This is a genomic window from Okibacterium endophyticum (assembly GCF_054780075.1).
Map to the genome: position 1 here is coordinate 47,060 of NZ_BAAGXA010000009.1, position 16,437 is coordinate 63,496.

At 66.0% G+C, this 16,437-nt stretch carries 14 protein-coding genes and 1 pseudogene; 10 read left to right on the top strand and 5 right to left on the bottom strand.

Annotated features, from left to right (window positions below; all coding sequences use genetic code 11):
- Window positions 1–159: 159 nt before the first annotated feature.
- The 5 genes and pseudogenes from ACYVF5_RS13080 to ACYVF5_RS13100 all read left to right on the top strand — a co-directional run bounded on the left by ACYVF5_RS13080 (window position 160) and on the right by ACYVF5_RS13100 (window position 5,608).
- A complete protein-coding gene (locus tag ACYVF5_RS13080; protein ID WP_460947155.1) occupies window positions 160–1,632 on the top strand; it encodes a DHA2 family efflux MFS transporter permease subunit in 1,473 nt (490 codons plus the stop codon).
- A gap of 69 nt (window positions 1,633–1,701) precedes the next feature.
- A pseudogene (locus ACYVF5_RS13085) lies at window positions 1,702–1,890 on the top strand (hypothetical protein); the annotation flags it as partial.
- 231 nt (window positions 1,891–2,121) lie between these two features.
- Window positions 2,122–3,018 (top strand): ABC transporter ATP-binding protein, encoded by an 897-nt coding sequence (locus ACYVF5_RS13090; protein WP_460947097.1) that lies wholly within the window; start codon window positions 2,122–2,124, stop codon window positions 3,016–3,018.
- Window positions 3,000–4,565 (top strand): transporter, encoded by a 1,566-nt coding sequence (locus tag ACYVF5_RS13095; RefSeq protein WP_460947099.1) that lies wholly within the window; start codon window positions 3,000–3,002, stop codon window positions 4,563–4,565. Before ACYVF5_RS13090 ends, ACYVF5_RS13095 begins: the two co-directional genes overlap by 19 nt.
- Before the next feature lie 137 nt (window positions 4,566–4,702).
- On the top strand, window positions 4,703–5,608 hold the full coding sequence (locus ACYVF5_RS13100) for a MerR family transcriptional regulator (protein ID WP_460947100.1): 906 nt from the start codon (window positions 4,703–4,705) through the stop codon (window positions 5,606–5,608).
- A gap of 73 nt (window positions 5,609–5,681) precedes the next feature.
- Here ACYVF5_RS13100 and ACYVF5_RS13105 read toward each other — a convergent pair whose 3' ends face one another.
- A complete protein-coding gene (locus tag ACYVF5_RS13105; protein ID WP_460947102.1) occupies window positions 5,682–6,440 on the bottom strand; it encodes an endonuclease/exonuclease/phosphatase family protein in 759 nt (252 codons plus the stop codon).
- 110 nt (window positions 6,441–6,550) lie between these two features.
- Window positions 6,551–7,303, bottom strand: a complete 753-nt coding sequence (locus ACYVF5_RS13110) for an alpha/beta fold hydrolase (RefSeq protein ID WP_460947104.1) — start codon at window positions 7,301–7,303, stop codon at window positions 6,551–6,553.
- A 209-nt stretch (window positions 7,304–7,512) separates the two neighbouring features.
- Here ACYVF5_RS13110 and ACYVF5_RS13115 point away from each other — a divergent pair, with 209 nt between their 5' ends.
- Window positions 7,513–8,667, top strand: a complete 1,155-nt coding sequence (locus ACYVF5_RS13115) for a N(5)-(carboxyethyl)ornithine synthase (protein ID WP_460947105.1) — start codon at window positions 7,513–7,515, stop codon at window positions 8,665–8,667.
- A 154-nt stretch (window positions 8,668–8,821) separates the two neighbouring features.
- On the opposite strand, the gene ACYVF5_RS13120 is transcribed toward ACYVF5_RS13115, so the two are convergent.
- A complete protein-coding gene (locus ACYVF5_RS13120) occupies window positions 8,822–9,244 on the bottom strand; it encodes a nitroreductase/quinone reductase family protein (RefSeq protein ID WP_460947107.1) in 423 nt (140 codons plus the stop codon).
- A 112-nt stretch (window positions 9,245–9,356) separates the two neighbouring features.
- On the opposite strand from ACYVF5_RS13120, the gene ACYVF5_RS13125 reads away from it, so the two are divergent.
- Window positions 9,357–11,006 carry a deoxyguanosinetriphosphate triphosphohydrolase family protein gene (locus ACYVF5_RS13125; RefSeq protein ID WP_460947109.1) on the top strand — a complete coding sequence of 550 codons (1,650 nt, stop codon included), beginning with the start codon at window positions 9,357–9,359 and terminating at the stop codon, window positions 11,004–11,006.
- A gap of 196 nt (window positions 11,007–11,202) precedes the next feature.
- Here the strand turns inward: ACYVF5_RS13125 and ACYVF5_RS13130 are convergent, their stop codons facing one another.
- Window positions 11,203–12,072, bottom strand: a complete 870-nt coding sequence (locus ACYVF5_RS13130) for an NmrA family NAD(P)-binding protein (protein ID WP_460947111.1) — start codon at window positions 12,070–12,072, stop codon at window positions 11,203–11,205.
- A 229-nt stretch (window positions 12,073–12,301) separates the two neighbouring features.
- On the opposite strand from ACYVF5_RS13130, the gene ACYVF5_RS13135 reads away from it, so the two are divergent.
- Window positions 12,302–12,628, top strand: coding sequence for a nuclear transport factor 2 family protein (locus ACYVF5_RS13135; RefSeq protein WP_460947113.1), 327 nt, complete (start codon window positions 12,302–12,304; stop codon window positions 12,626–12,628).
- Window positions 12,629–12,856: 228 nt separating this feature from the next.
- The gene (locus ACYVF5_RS13140) at window positions 12,857–13,585 is read left to right on the top strand and encodes a SurA N-terminal domain-containing protein (protein WP_460947157.1); all 729 of its coding nucleotides are present in this window, start codon (window positions 12,857–12,859) and stop codon (window positions 13,583–13,585) included.
- A gap of 119 nt (window positions 13,586–13,704) precedes the next feature.
- Here ACYVF5_RS13140 and ACYVF5_RS13145 read toward each other — a convergent pair whose 3' ends face one another.
- Complete coding sequence (locus ACYVF5_RS13145) at window positions 13,705–14,544, bottom strand: endonuclease/exonuclease/phosphatase family protein (RefSeq protein ID WP_460947115.1); 840 nt, start codon at window positions 14,542–14,544, stop codon at window positions 13,705–13,707.
- A gap of 200 nt (window positions 14,545–14,744) precedes the next feature.
- Here ACYVF5_RS13145 and ACYVF5_RS13150 point away from each other — a divergent pair, with 200 nt between their 5' ends.
- Entirely contained in the window at window positions 14,745–16,091 is a 1,347-nt protein-coding gene (locus ACYVF5_RS13150) for an MFS transporter (protein WP_460947117.1), read from the top strand.
- The last annotated feature ends 346 nt before the right edge of the window (window positions 16,092–16,437 follow it).

Below are 16,437 nucleotides of genomic sequence, written 5' to 3' on the forward strand. Positions count from 1 at the left end.
CTGTTCACAACGGGTCATCCTCGCGAGGGAATACACGTGTCTGCGGTGAGGTTTACACTGTCTACTTCCCCGAAAAATCACTCCTTACGCTGACAGGATGTACCAGTGACAGAACGCGCGCCCGCAACCGAAGCGCCGACGAGCGAAAACGCCGTCCCCATGGACAACCACACCCAGACCGACGAACGCACGAGCCCGCAGGCACGTCGTGTGATCATGCTCCTGATCGCCGCGGCATTCGTTGTGATCCTCAACGAGACCATCATGAGCGTCGCACTGCCGGAGCTGATGGCCGACCTGCACATCGACGCACGCACAGCCCAGTGGCTCACAACCGCTTTTATGCTCACCATGGCCGTGGTCATCCCGATCACCGGGTTCCTGCTGCAGCGGTTCAACACCCGCCCGATCTTCATCGCGGCGATGTCGCTGTTCTCGCTCGGAACGCTGACGGCAGCGCTCGCTCCCGGCTTTGAGATGCTGCTCGCCGGCCGCATCGTGCAGGCTTCTGGCACGGCGATCATGATGCCGCTCCTCATGACCACCCTGATGACCCTCGTGCCACCCTCTCAGCGCGGGCGCATGATGGGCAACGTGTCGATAGTGATCTCGGTGGCTCCCGCCATCGGGCCGACGATCTCCGGTGTGATCCTCGACCTGCTCTCGTGGCGGTGGATGTTCTGGATCGTTCTCCCGATCGCCCTCGTGATGCTGGTCATCGGCATCAGGCGTGTGGAGAATGTGACTGAGCCCACACGGGTTCCGATCGACGTTCTCTCTGTGATCCTCTCCGCCTTCGGGTTCGGCGGGCTGCTCTACGGTCTCAGCCGCATCGGCGAGGACAGTGCAGAGGGTGCGTCGGCCGAGACCGCCGCCGCCGCAACCACGTCCATGTGGATCGCCCTCGTCATCGGGGCGATCAGCCTCACCGTTTTCGTGTTGCGTCAGTTGGTGCTGCAGCGAACGGACCGCGCACTGCTCGACCTGCGTACGTTCCAGTCGGCCAACTTCAGTATCGCCATGGTGATGATGGTGATCAGCATGGGTGCGCTGTTCGGAACCATCATCGTGCTGCCGATCTATATGCAGCAGGTGCTCGGATTCGACGCGCTTCAGACGGGTCTGACACTCCTGCCCGGCGGCATTCTGATGGGTGTTCTCGCGCCGTTCGTCGGCCGTCTGTTCGACCGGTTCGGTCCGACTGTGCTTGTGGTGCCCGGTTCGATCGTTGTGAGCGGCGTGCTCTGGTTGCTGACACTGGTGAGTCAGACCACACCGCTTTTTATGCTGCTGGGCGCGCACATGGTGCTGAGCGTCGGCCTTGCTCTGCTCTTCACACCGTTGATGACATCGGCGCTCGGCTCGGTGCGGCCGTCGCTCTATTCGCACGGCAGCGCCATCGTCGGCACCATGCAGCAGGTTGCGGGAGGAGTGGGAACGGCTCTCTTCGTGACGGTGATGTCGACCCAGACGGCGGTGCTCGTCACACAGGACATCGGCGAGATCAGCGCCGTCGCAGGGGGAGTGCGCGCTGCGTTCCTCGCGGGCGCCGTCCTGTCGCTCTTCGCCGTCGTCGCCGCGTTCTTCGTGCGCAGGCCCGCCGACATGCCTGCTCAGACGGCCGCGCACTGAGCCGGGTGTCGAACAGCACTTGAGAGAAGAGCCGAATCGGCGTTTCATCGGGACAAGGCCGCGAAAGCGGTCTCACACCGAAGGAGCGTTCGTATGACTACCTTGTTCGTTGTTCTGATCATCGTCGGTATCATTCTGCTGGCGTTCGGAATCTTCATCGAAGCGGCCAAATGGCTGATCTGGATCGGTATCATCATCGCCGTGGTCGCGATCATCGCCTGGCTGTTGCGTTATATCTCAGGCAGACGTTCGGTCTGACGCTGCCAGAAGGCCCCTGCCGCTCAGTTCATCAGTGGCAGGGGCCTTCTGCGTCGCACGACGGATGTCCGCGGCCTCGCGGCGTGCGAAAATCCGTCTTCAGGGGGGCTCGGCGGCCTTGCCGAGGCCGGTAGAGTGTCTGCGCGGAGGGCCCCAAGGTCACTCTGTGCCCATTGCTTCACCGCCGCGCATGTTCGTGTATGTGTGCCGATTCGAATGACAGGTTTGTTCATGTCTGACTCCGAGATTCCCGAAGACCGTCCGGAGGGCATCCGCCGGCCAGCTGTTCCCGAGGCCGTGGATGCGACGGGCGCGTCGTCGACGAATGTGTCGCAGCCGGCGGCCGCCCAGCCGGCGCAGGCCGCGGCGTCGGGGGAGGTCGCCCTCTCGATCAGGGGGCTCGTGAAGCACTTCGGCGCCAGGGTGGCCGTCGCAGGAATCGACCTCGACGTCCCCGCCGGTTCGTTCTATGGACTCGTCGGTCCGAACGGCGCTGGAAAAACGACGACGTTGTCGATGGCGACCGGGCTCCTGCGTCCAGACGCGGGGCGGATCAGCGTCCACAGCGTCGACGTCTGGACGAACCTCGTCGCTGCCAAACGGCTGGTCGGGGTGCTGTCAGACGGTGTGAAGCTCTTTGACAGGCTCACCGGCGAGCAGCTTGTGACCTATTCCGGCCTGCTCTGCGGCCTCGATCGCTCCGTTGTGGTCGAACGAGTGGGTGACCTGCTCAAACTGCTCGACCTCGAGAGCGCAGCGGGCACACTCGTTGTGGACTACTCCGCCGGTATGACCAAGAAGATCGCGCTCGCCTGCGCCCTTGTGCACGCGCCGAGGCTGCTGGTGCTCGACGAGCCGTTCGAGTCGGTCGACCCTGTTTCTGCGGCGAACATCCGCGACATCCTCGCCGGGTACGTGCGTTCGGGCGGGACCGTCATCGTGTCGAGCCACTCGATGGACCTGGTGCAGCGGATGTGCGACCACGTCGCCGTCATCGCGGAAGGGCGTGTGCTGGCGGCGGGAACCGTAGACGACGTGCGCGCCGGCTCGACCCTCGAGGATCGTTTCGTCGAACTGGTCGGCGGTCGCCGCCACGCAGAGGGGCCGGCATGGTTGCAGTCCTCGTAAAGCTCAGGCTGCTTGTTCTCGTCAACACGTTGCGGCGCAGCCCCTGGCAGATCGTCGGTGTGGTCATCGGCGGGCTCTATGCGCTCGGCGTGATCGGGCTCGCGGTCGTCGGCCTGGTGTTCCTCAGCATGGGTTCACCTGAGCTCGCGCGCGTCGCCGTCATTCTCGCCGGTTCGGTGCTGATTCTCGGCTGGGTCGTCATTCCGCTCGCCACGGCAGGGGTCGACCAGACCCTCGAGCCCGCCAAGCTCGCAACGTTCCCCATCCCGTTCCGCCAGCTTCTGCTCGGTCTCACCGTCAGCGGTGTGCTCGGGATCCCCGGCATCGTCACGCTGCTCATCGCGTTGGCCGCAGCAGCCGCATGGTGGCGGCATCCGCTCGCCGCTCTCGCCGCGGTTCTCAGCGCCGTGATCGGTGTGCTGACCTGTGTGATCGCGTCGCGCGCCGTCACCTCGCTCAGCGCCGGGCTCGGCGCGATGCGCCGCTTTCGTGAGCTGAGCGGAATCATCATCTTGATTCCCATCATGCTGCTCGGCCCGCTCATCTCGGCGCTGACCTCTGGACTGAGAGACGCAGCGGATGCCCTGCCGCAACTCGCAGACGGCCTCGCCTGGACTCCGCTCGGCGCGGTGTGGTCGGTGCCGGGCGATGTCGCCCTCGGCAACGGGCTCGAAGCAGTCGCGCGGCTTCTGATCGCACTGGCCACCCTGTGCGTGCTCGTGCTCGTCTGGAGATTTGGACTGCGCGCCGCGCTCGTGAGCCCCGCCCGCTCGTCGGCGAAGGCGAAGGCACAGGGAAAGCTCGGTTTCTTCGGTGTGTTCCCCGGCTCGCCGACCGGCGCCGTCGCGGCGCGTGCCCTCACCTACTGGTTCCGTGACCCGCGATATGCCAGGCAGTTGATCGCGGTTCCCCTCATCGCCGTGCTTATGGTGTTCTACGCCAACATGGGCGACTCGATCGGGGTGATGAACATCGCCGCTCCCGTGATGGCGTTGATCCTCTCGATAACCATCTATGCAGACATCTCATATGACGGAACGGCGTTCGCCCTGCATCTCTCGAGCGGGCTGAGCGGGGTCAGCGACCGTGCCGGGCGTGTGATCGCCGTGTCGACCTTCTCTGTTCCGCTGATCGTGATCGTCGCAGCGCTGAGCACCTGGTTCACGAGCTCCCTCGATCTGCTGCCCGGGCTGCTCGGAATCTCACTCGGCCTGATGCTCACCGGTTTCGGCGTGGCGAGCGTGACGTCTGCGCGCGTCATCTTTCCGGTTCCGGAGGCGGGGGACAACCCGTTCAAGTCGCAGCCGGGGGCTGCGCTCCCCTCCACCATCGCTACCTTCGCAACCTGGGGAGTCGTCGCCGTGCTTGTGCTGCCTGAGCTGGTGCTTGCGATCGTCGGGTTCGTCACGGGTGCGCAGCTGCTCGGATGGCTCTCGCTTGTCGCTGGTATCGTTCTCGGACTGCTGTTCCTGGTGCTCGGGGTGCGTATCGGCGGGCGCATCGTCGACAGGCGCGGCCCGGAGTTGCTGGCCCAGCTGCGCGCCTAGTGTCCTGAGTCGGGAATTGTGTTCTTAATCCGCTGGGGTCATGACGCCTGCGGGGCGACGTGCTTGGAGTTGCACCTTCCGCAGCGTTATGTGGTTCGGTGGACTCACGTCCCGCCCCGCTGAGGAAGGCACCGCTCATGTATTCGTCCTTTGTTCCGCCGCGTCAGGTCACGATCGGTGACGCGGCGTCGTTCGTCGGCACCACACCGCGGGCGATCCGTCACTACCACGAGATCGGCCTGCTCCCCGAGCCCGAGCGGGGCAGCGACGACCGCCGCCGCTACGGCTACGAAGAGATGATCCGGCTGCTGTGGATCCGCAAGATGGCCGACGCCGGGATCGCCTTGGACGACATCCGTGACGCCTTTGCCGACACGGCTCCTGCTGGTGCCGACAGCGCCCGCAATGTCGTGGGCATCCTGGAACGGCTGGAGAGAACCCTCGTCGCCCAGGAAGCAGAACTGCAGCGGCAGCGGACTGCCGTGCAGCGCATGCGCACCCGAGGCAGCAGGATGGGTCTGCTCTCCGACGTCGTCACCAGCCGCCTCGAGAGCCTGCCCGAGGGCTCCCTGCGCCAGGCGGACCTGGACAGCCTGCTGGTCACCGAGCGGATCTTCGGCCCGCTCGGCGCGGCAGTCCAAGCCACCCGTTTCATCGCCTTGGCCACCCACCCGGGTCTGCGGGAGGAATCCGACCGCATTGATGCCGCCGAGGAGGCACTCGATGACACGATCGCTGTCGACGACCCCCGCGTGGCACGGGTGGCTGCCGAACGGCACGCCTTCGAACTGGAGCTGCACGCCGTCATCGAGGATTCCGGCCTGGCGCAGAGCGACGAAGCGCTCTTCGACTCCTGGGAGGCTTTGCGCCCGGCGGCCGCCGATGAAGGTGAGGACGAGGCCGGCCAAGGCTCTGGCAGGGGGCAAGCGTCCGTGAGCGCATTCGAAGCCGCTGGAAGGATGCCCTACGACTTCTCACCGGCCCGCCTGCGTTGCATGGAATTGACCGAAGAAATCGCCGCCCACGAGTCACCCGCCTCTTAACCAAGGCCTGTCCTGGGACGGCGCGTGACGCCGCGACCGCTGCGGCCTCTGCCCGCATCGGCCAGGGCGTCGATCAGACCTCGCTGTCGGCGAACGGCCCGGCGGATGCCTCGGCATCGCTGAGCGGGCGGGCGGGTGTGTCTGCGGTCTTCGTGGCGCTGAACTCCGCAGTGATGAGTATCGGCTTGTGGTCCGAGTTGCCGCGGGGCAGCGTCTCGACGTTCTTGATGTCGAAGCCAGAAGACGTGGCGAAGTCGAAGTGGCCCCTGAAGAACTTGTAGCGGGTGTATGTCGTGCTGTCACTCAGCGCGAGGTCATAGCCGAACTTCGCGATCCGGGTGCTGAGCTTCTCTTTGAAGAACGGGTAGTTGTAGTCGCCGGCCATCAGCATCGGCAGGCCCTCGCCGAGCCCGTGGAGCTCGACGTGCGCCGTCTTGATCTGTTTGCGCCTCAGCGAGTTGAGCGCGGTGAGCGGCGCCGCGTGAAACGACGCGACGATCAGATCGCGTCCCAGCTCTCTCTCGGTGAGTCTCGTGCCCACGAGTCTTTCGTGTGCGGGTGCGAGCAGGTGATCGTGCAGCGACTTCTTGAGCGCGAAGGCTTTCGTCGTCACGGCCGTGAAGCGCGAGCGCCGGTAGTAGATCGCGAGTCCGAGCCGATTGCGCTTCGTCGAGTCGGCGAGGTGCAGCGGCCCGAGCTCGGCGGGAAGATCGGTGGTGTCGCACTCTTGCAGGCACAGAACGTCGAGGTCAAGGCTCTCAGCAAGGTCGATGAGTTCACCGCTTGCGTGATTCTTGCGCAGGTTGTAGCTGATGATTCGTAACACTGTCATCGATTCTGTCTGGCCGGTTGCCGTCGTATTCCTGATTGTAGTTCTGCAGCTGTTGAACGGAATGGGAACGATCTGAGACCGTCAGGAAACGGTTGGTGCGGTGGCGGGCGTCAGACCCTCGTATGGTGTTCGGCGAAGCGAAGGATGCGCGCGGCCACTTCGGTCGGCGCCGACTGCTGCACCACGTGGCGGCGCCTCGGCACCTGCTCGAGTTCGGCCACCCGCGCCCGCGAGACGAGCCGGGTGCACCAGTCGGGATCGGCTATGGGGTCGTTCTCGCCGCGGAGCACGAGCACCGGTGAGCCGAGCCGGGCGATCTCGTCTTCGATCGGGTATTCCAGCATCACGGGCAGCTCGGTGAGATACCAGCGCGGGCCACAGCGAAAGTAGTCGGTCACGGTGGTGAAGACGACGCTCGGAGGCTCGCGCAGGCTGTCGCGCACGAGGGCGATGCCCTGCTCGACGGCTGTGCGTCTGGCAGGGGCCGCCACAGGGCCGACGAGAACAGTGTGCGAGACGAGGTCTGGCCGGCGGACTGCGAGGGCCACGGCGAACTGGGCTCCCATCGAGTGCCCGACCACAACGGCGTCGGCGACACCACGTGCGTCGAGGGCGTCTGCGACGGATGCCGCGAAGTCCGGCACAGACATCCGCTCAGCCGGAGCCGGTGTGCCGAAGCCGGGCAGATCGAGTGAATACGCATCGGCAACCGTCGACAGCGCGTTGAACAGCCGTCTGTTGTAGCGATGCGACATCCCGATGCCGGGCAGCAGAACAACTGCCCGTCTGCCTGGCGACGGCGCGGAATGCCTGACCCGCACCATCCGATCGTCGGTTATATGGATGGACTCTGATGTCGGCACCTGCACAGGTTAGCCGCATGTCGCGGTCATCGCGGCATCCGTCGATCGCGGGTGGCTCGCCGAATGCTCGCCGTGCGGTTCGACCGGCGGGTCGTGCTCGGCTTGAGACCGCCTTTTTCTCGGGCGAGGCCCGCGCACCGACGATCTCTCAGCCACATGGCGTACGGTCAGCGAGACGGAGCCACCGGGGCCTCCGACAGAGAGCTCTTATGAACGCCACCTCCCTCCTCACCCTCGGCGTGATGTCGACGTCGCGCAAACCGGACGAGCGTCGCCTGGCCATCCATCCGGCGCACATCGATCGGATCGAGCCTGAGGTTCGCGAGCACATCCTGCTCGAGAGCGGATACGGTGCGAGCTTCGGCTGCACGGACGCACAGCTCGAACCTCTCGTCCGCGCCGTTCTGCCGCGTGAGCAGCTCATCGCACAGGCCGACATCGTTCTGTTGCCCAAACCGCAACCCGCCGACCTGGCCGAACTGCGTGACGGACAGGTGCTCTGGGGCTGGCCGCACTGCGTGCAGGATCGCCAGGTGACCCAGGCGGCTATCGACCGCAAGCTGACGTTGATCGCGTTCGAGGCGATGAATCATTGGACGAGCGGCGGCGGGTTCGGGCTGCACGTCTTTCACAAGAACAACGAGCTCGCCGGCTACTGCTCCGTGCTGCACGCGCTCGAGCTGACCGGCTCCACTGGGGTGTATGGGCGTCGCCTGAGTGCCGTCGTCATCGGCTTCGGCGCCACGGCGAGGGGCGCTGTGACAGCTCTCAACTCACACGGCATCCACGACGTTCAGGTGCTGACCAACAGAAGTGTGGCGGCGGTCGGTTCGCCTATCCATTCCGTGCGGATCGTGCAGTTCGACCACGACGAGACCGCACCGTACTTCAGCAACGTGATCTCTGAGAACGGACGGGTGCCGCTCGCGCCATTTCTCGCCGAGAGCGACATCGTTGTGAACTGCACCCTGCAAGACCCGGACGCCCCGCTGAACTATCTCACCGTCGACGACCTGCGGACGTTTCAGCCGGGCAGCCTGATCGTGGATGTCTCGTGCGACGCGGGCATGGGGTTCAGCTGGGCGCGTCCCACCTCGTTCGCCGAGCCGATGTTCGAGGTCGGCGACGGCATCCGCTACTACGCCGTCGATCACAGTCCCTCGCACCTGTGGAACTCGGCGACCTGGGAGATCAGCGAAGCGCTGCTGCCGTTCATAAGAACGGTTATGGAGGGCCCTGTCGCGTGGGCCGGCGACGAGACGATCAATCGCGCCATCGAGATCCGCGACGGGTTCATTCGGAACGAGGCGATCCTCTCGTTCCAGAGCCGCGAAGCGGAGTACCCGCACGCGGTGGTCGGGTAGACGACCGCGGTGCCGACGACCTCCCCGACATCTCATCGCCGCGCGCTACACCTTTTGTGGTGCGCGCCCCTATCTCGGGTAGCGCACCACAAAAGGTGTAGCGCGTGAGGCGTGGGGCATCGCCTGTGGGCCTCGCCTGTGGGCCTCGCCCGGATCACACACGCTCGCAGATCACCACGGGGATGTCGCGGTCCGTTCTGCGCTGGTATGCCGCATATCCCCGATAGGCCGAGACGATGCGCGGCCACAGCTCGGCTTTTTCGTGCGCGGACGCCGTCCGAGCCCGCATCCGCCTGGTTTGCGAACCTGTCGTGATCTCGACGTCGGGGTGCTCGAGCAGATTCAGGTACCACTGCGGATGCCTGTCGTCCCCGCCTTTCGAGGCCACGAGCACAATGCGATCCCGGTCATAGACCGGTGACGTGAGCAGAGTCGACCGGCGCTCGCCGCTCAACCGGCCGATGGTGTGGAGCTCGACGACGCGCATCGGGCCCACCGTCCATCCGACGCGCCCGTGCGTGATCCGCAGCACCCAGCGGTGCAGCCGGTTGATCACCCTCAGCAGGCTGTCGTTCACCCCTCAACAGTACGAGCATCGCTGCCCGGCGACCACGAGTGCATCGCGGAATCTTGCCGGGCTCTCTCCGCGAAACCGTGGGCGAGTCTCTCGGCGACGCCGTCGGCGGATCTTGGCGAAACCGTGGGCGAGTCTCTCGGCGAACCGCTCAGAACCGCTCGGCATCCGCTTCGGCTGGGCATTCGCGTCGAAACGTGGTCGAATCGAGGTGATGGACACTCCACCTGAACCCACGCCGGCGACGTCGCCGAGCCCCCGCGACCGCCTCGTGCCGGAACCGCCCTCCGTCGACAGCGAATTCCGCGTCGACCTGGAGCGCATCCGCTTCTCGCCTTATTTCTCGCGGTTGTCTGCGGTGACCCAGGTGATTCCTCAGGCCGGGTCTGGCACCGTCATCCACAACCGGCTGACGCACTCGCTCAAGGTGACCGCCGTCGCGCGTTCGATCGCGGTGACGCTGCGCACAGCCGCGGCCGAATCCGGCGACACCACCCTCGAGCGTCTCGGCGGATGCGACCCTGTTGTTGTGCAGGCGGCCGCGAGCGCGCACGACCTCGGCCACCCGCCCTTCGGACATCTGGGCGAAGAGGTGCTCGACCGCGTCGCGCGTTGCAAACTCGGGCTCGTCGACGGCTTCGAGGGCAACGCGCAGACGTTCCGCATTCTCACATCGCTCGACACCGCAGACGCCGTGTCGCACGGGCTGAATCTCACCGCAGGTGTGCGCGCGGGCGTGCTCAAGTACCCGTGGACGCGCACCGAATGGCGTTCTCGCCCGCCGCGCCCGGCGCACGAACTGCCCCGCGGCGTTGGCATCGACCGCGAGACGGGTGCTCAGAAGTTCTCGTCATACCTCATCGACGGACCCGAGATGGCGCTCGCGAGGGCGGCGTATCCCGCCATCGCCTCATATCAGCAGACCCTCGAGTGCTCGGTGATGGACGTCGCAGACGACATCGCCTATTCGGTGCACGACCTCGACGACTTCTATCGCGCCGGGGTGCTGCAGCACACAACGGTGTCGGCCGAGCTCACGAGCTGGCTGGCCAAACAGCTGGAGCTCGGTGCCGTACACCGCTCCGAGCTCGAGCGCACCATGCGCACCCCGGGGCATTCGCTCGAACTCGCCTGGCGCGAGACCAAGGCGAAGGATGCCTGGATCACCGACGAAGACGCGTTCAGACAGGCGGTCACTCGTGTCAACGACGACCTCGTCGAGGGTCTGCTCGTCGTTCCCTTCGACGGTGGTGTCACCGCCGAGCGCTCTGTGGCGGCGTTCACGCGCCGATGGATCGACCGGTTGAAGGCATCCATCGTCGTTGAAGCCGAACCCGACGTGCGCAGCGGGCATGTGCGCCTCACCCAGGAGGCATGGCACGACGTGGTCGTGCTGAAGTTCGTGCACACGCGGTTTGTGCTCGACCGCCCGGACCTCGCCGTGTATCAGCGGGGGCAGGCGCGGGTGATCGAGACGCTCGTCGACGCCTTCCACTCCTGGCTGAGCGACAGCGACGACTTCGGCCGAGCGCCGCGCAGGCTGACGGATGCCGTCGACACGGCCACGGAGTCCTACCTCGCCTTGCGCGCAACGGCCCCCGAGATGCTCGGCGAGAACGTCGGTGACGCCGAGCTCGTGCGGCTCGGGCGTGCCCGAGCGGTGATCGACTACATCGCGTCGTTCACCGACAGCCAGGCGACATCGGTCGCCGCGCTCGTGAGCGGCACGTCTGATCAGCTCTGGGAGGGCGGTCGCAGCCTCTGAGTGTCCGTCGGGCCTCGCAGGTTCAGAGAGGACGGCACGAGAACAGGAGAACAGCCCGAGAAAAGGATGCTCTCCGAGAATCGGTCCTCGCGTCGCGCCGTTTTGCTCTTGGCGTGCGGCATCCGATCTCATCAACACAGCGGGCCCACGACGACGCGAGACGAACTGCCTCGATAGTCCCGTAGCGATGGCCCGATTAGAGCAGCGGAGCGAGCTCGGCGTGCGCCCATGCGGCCAGCGGTGTCGGCGTGGTCGTCAGCACGTCGCGCGGGTTCTCGGGGGTGTACCCCTCGCGCAGGCCGCGTGACATCCCAACCACTCCGTCGACCTGCGCCTCCGTCATGCCGAGCAGACGCAGCTGTGCAGCGACGTCGTCATCGCTCACCGGCACGGCAGACACGGTGCGCCCCGTCGCGGTGCTGATGATGCCGGCCACATCGGTGAACGACAGGTCCGCCGGACCGTGAACCCCCTGAACCACGCGGCCGTTCCAGTCCGTCGAGAGCAGTCGCACCGCAGCGATGTCGCCGATGTCGCGTGGATCGACCCACGGCATCCTGTAGTCGAGGGGCAGCGTTGTGGTGATTCGACCCTGGCGCAGGCCGTCGAGGTCCATCAGCAGGTTCGTGAAGAAGTACCCGCAACGCAGATGGGTGACGGACGCACCGGTGGCATCGAGCATCTCTTCGGTGCGAGCGAGCCCGTCGATCTCGCCGAAACCATCACGGGCCTCCGCCCCGCCGCTGCTCTGAAAAACGACGCGTGGGATGCGATTCTCGCGCACGGCGTTCGCCGCGCTCGCACCCATGCGTGTGTACCCCTCGATCGGGTCGTCGTCGAAGGTCGGGGGATCGACCCAGAACAGCGCGTCGGCACCGCGGGTGGCGCGTGTGACCCCGTCGGCGTCACCGAGGTCGACCTCGATCACCTCTGAACGCTCGCGCACGGCGTCGTCGAGCCTGGCGGCATCTCTCACGAGCAGGACCGGACGCGTTCCGGCCTGCACGAGCAGTCGCGAAACGCGTGACCCCACATGCCCAGTGGGTGTGGTGACAACGATTTTCATAACCCCTCCTGATTCCGCTGATTCGAACGACGGCGGCACCCCGACGGTGGCCGTGTGCGATGCCCACGTGTCGCGTGCCCGGTTGACGCCACGGTAACCGCGACCACCGACATCCGGATGCCGTGGCCGACCGGGCACTCACGAATCGGTCGTGCGCGTTCTCACCATTGCCGACCGGCACCGATCGCACTAGAGTTCGTGGCGTACGCACGCACGACCATCCGATCGGATGACCATGGAACCCCACCTTCCGGCGCCCCTGCAGACCTTCATCGACACAACGAACGCGGGTGACACCGACGCCTTTCTCGACGTGTTCACCGACGACGCCTTTCTCGACGACTGGGGGCGGGAGTTCCACGGCAAAGAGGGCATCGCCCGCTGGAACGAGACAGACAACATCGGCGTGAGCTCGCAGTTCGTGGTGCAGAACCTCGAGCGGATCGACGACGACTACGTGGTGACCGTTCTGGTCTCCGGCGACGGCTTCAACGGGGTCGGAACACTCACGGTCAGAACCGTGGGTCCGAAGATCTCACGTGTGGTCATCACCTGAACTCGGAGCCCGGCCTGAAACGGCACGTTGCGAGAGCGTCGCCGAGAGCAGTGGTGCGAGGTTCTGCCGCCAGGTTCGCGGATGAGCAACGGAATGCGACCGGCGCGTGCACCGCAGGTTCAGTCTGTGGTGATAGCGTCGCGTGACGATCCCGCCGTTGCGATTGTGTGGCGCGGCGGAACGAGCTGGGCACACCGAGCCGGGCACACCGAGAAGAAAGCGCGCGTGATGAAAAAGAGCCGACTACTGCTGAGCCTCGGACTGGTGGTGTCACTATTCGGAGTGGTCGCCTGCAGCGACAGCACACCGGACCCGGCCGAGACCGGAACGGGGCAGAGCACGCCGACACCAGATCTCGAGGGTCTGCCAGACGTTGTCGCCGTGGTGAACGAGACCGAGATCACCAAAGAGGACTTCGCTGTCGTCTATAAGGCGCAGTTCCAAACCATGCTCGAGCAGGCGCAGTCCGCCGGTGAAGAACCGGACCAGGCGCAGATGAAGACCGAGGCCCTCGAGGGCATGGTCAACACCGAGCTGCTCGTGCAGGAGGCCGACAGGCGCGGCGTCACCGTCAGTGCCGAAGACATCGATGCCTCGCTCGAAGAGCTCGCTGTCGAGAGCGGCATGGCGTCCGGCGCGGAGTTTCTCGAGGCCGTCGCACAGCAGGGCACGACAGCAGACGTCGTGCGTGAGCAGCTCGAGATCCAGGTGAAGCTCGACCGGATGCTCGTCGCCGAGGTCGGTGACGCAGCGCCGACGGAGCAGGAGCTCAGAGACCTCTACGACCTCATCGTCAGCCAGCAGGAGCAGTCCGGCGGAGACCCTGCCGAGATCCCGCCGTTCGAAGAGGTGCAAGAGGAACTCATCGGCCAGGCTCAGACCGAGAAGAAGTCGGCAGCGGCCCAGAGCATGATCGCCGAACTGCGCGAATCGGCCGACATCACGCTGAAGCTCTAGCCCGTCGCACTGCCGCACCGCCGCGCCGTCGTTGCGTCGCGTCGGGACGGCTGCCTCTGCCGGGCGCCCGCCGGGGGCCGGCGCCCGGGGCCGGGGCGGCCGCCCGCCGGGCGATGAACTCAAGGCAGTTCGTAGTCGACGACGACGCCGTAGTGATCACTGGGCTCGACAGCATGGGCGTGCTCTGCACCGGGTTCGTCGATGCCCACGCGGCGCGCGTCCGCCGCCCTCAGAGTCGGCCCGTGCGCGTCGCAGCGACACATGACGTAGTCGATTCGCCTGCCGAGGTCGAGCGGCATGTCGCCCTGCGCGACCAGACGGTTCTCGGGTGAGAACGTCAGGCCGCCACCGGTGTTGCCTGCTTCCCAGGCATCCTGATACGCCACGCTGACACCGTCGAGCGACTGCCGGCCCGTCCAGAACCGAACGCTGGATGCCATCGGCTCGGCATCGAAATCGCCCGCCAGGATCACATGGTCGGCACCGTCGGCGAGCATCTCGGCTCGGCGAGCGGCCTCGACCGCTTGCAGCTCCCGCTCTCGTGCATAACCGTACTGCCAGCTGGGCTTGTGGTGCACAACGAGCAGCCGGCCCCAGGGCTCGGCGTCGACGTATGCCAGAACTGTGGAATACCAGCTCTCGGCACTCGTGCGTTCGGTGACGTGCCCGTCGAGTTCGACCGCGAGGGTCAGTGGCCAGCGGCTGATGACCGCCGCTCCGACCCCCTCCTCCGATGCCGATGAATGCCGGAGGACGTGCCCGTCGAGCCCGACGGCCGTGCGCACCGCGTCGTCTGACGCGACGGGAACCTCTTGCAGCGCATAGACATCGGCGTCGAGCGCCGAGAGTGCCCTCGCGAGCCGTGGCTGACGGTCTTCCCACCCACCCTCGTGAGGCGCGAGGATGTTCTGCGTCACAATGCGAAGCCGCCTGCCCACCATGATCCAGAGTCTAAGCACCGGTGTCGAGCATCCGGTGGCGGGCATCCGGTGTCGGGTGTCCGGTGTCGGGTGTCCGGGAAAGCAGCGACGAACGCGGCTTCTGTCGATTCGGCTGATTTCGGGACGTTCACGGCTCACGGCTCACGGCCACGAGGGGAGGGGGTGAGCGCGCCGGCGGAGCGGGGCGCCGAGCCGGTGCCCACAACCTTGTACGATCAATGGGTTCACCACCCGTTTGTCGAGGCACACCGATTTCCAGACAGAGACCCAGGCGCAACCACTTCATCGACCTGACCCCGCTGAAGCGCAGTCCCGCGTTCGCACGGCTGTGGATCGGCAGCGGCATCGCGAGCATCGGCAGCCAGATGACGATCGTCGCGGTCGGCCTGCACATCTACGACATCACAGGGTCGACGTTCGCCGTCGCCATGGTGGGCACCGTGGCACTGGTGCCCATGGTGCTCGCCGGGTTGTACGGCGGCATGCTGGCGGATGCCTTCGACCGGCGCACCGTCGCCCTCACCTCGGCGATCGTGGCCTGGGTGTCGACGGCAGGCATCGCGGTGAGTGCCTGGCTCGACGTCGAAAGCCTCGCGCCCTACTACATCCTGACCACGGTCAACGCGATCGCCGCGACGATCATCGGCACATCGCGGAGTGCGATCCTGCCGCGGCTGCTTCCGCGGGAGTTGCTGCCCGCGGCATCCGCCCTGAACGGAATCAACTTCGGGCTCGCCGTGACCGTCGGGCCCGCGCTCGCCGGTGTGCTCGTGGCCGTCGTCGGATTCGGCTGGACCTACACCGTCGACGTGGTGCTGTTCACCGCGGCGTTCATCGGCATCGCGACGCTGCCGCCGATCGTGCCGGAGGGCGAGCGTCACCGGCCCGGGCTGCAGTCCGTGCGCGAGGGGCTCGTGTTCCTGAAGAGCGCCGCGAACATCCGTGCCTCGTTCGTCGCCGACATCATCGCGATGACCTTCGGCCGGCCGCACGCGCTCTTCCCCGCGGTCGGCGTGCTCGTCATCGGGGGCGGGCCTGTGACCGTCGGCGTCCTCACCGCGGCAGGTGCGACAGGTGCGCTGTTGAGCAGTGTGTTCTCGGGCCGGGTCGGGCATGTGCGCTGGCAGGGGCGCGCGATCGCGTGGTCGATCGCGGCATACGGTCTCTGCATAGCGGCATTCGGGCTCGTGCTGCTCGTCGCATCGTCTGGCTGGGCCCACCCCGTCTCGGAATCGATAGACGATGTGAACCTGCCTGCGCTGATCATCGCGGCGATTGTGCTCGCCGGCAGCGGGGCCGCAGACAACATCAGTGCGATATTCCGGATGACCATGCTGCAGACAGCTGTTCCGGACCATATGCGCGGACGCCTGCAGGGTGTCTTCACCGTTGTGGTGACGGGCGGGCCACGCGTCGGCGACCTCTATGTCGGGCTTGCTGCGACAGTCGCCGCGCTCTGGTTCGCGCCTCTTCTCGGCGGAATACTCATCGTCGCCCTGATCGCACTGCTCATACGCGTGCAGGGCGGGTTCCGTCGCTACGACGCGCTCGATCCTGTGGCGTAGGGGTGCTGGGTATCGAGTGCCCACTGCGCTGCCGTACACAACTGCGGAAACTCCTGGCTTGAGAGCACCGAGCGCAGGCCGAGCGGCCTCGCTGCGGTCACAACTCCGAAGTTCTGCACAACCGCTGACCGACGCCCGACTGCGCTCGAACAGGACGCCCGGCTGCGCCCGAACAGAAGGATGATCCACGATGGCTGGGAGGGGCGGACGCAACTGCGGAGACCTGCGTGATCCGCGCCTCGATTCCGGGCAGAACGGAGTGTTCTCCGGTGAAACTCCGACGTTCTGCACACCCATCCGGAGTCGTGATGGTGAAGAGGCAGCGACGTCGTCATCGGGGTCTGCT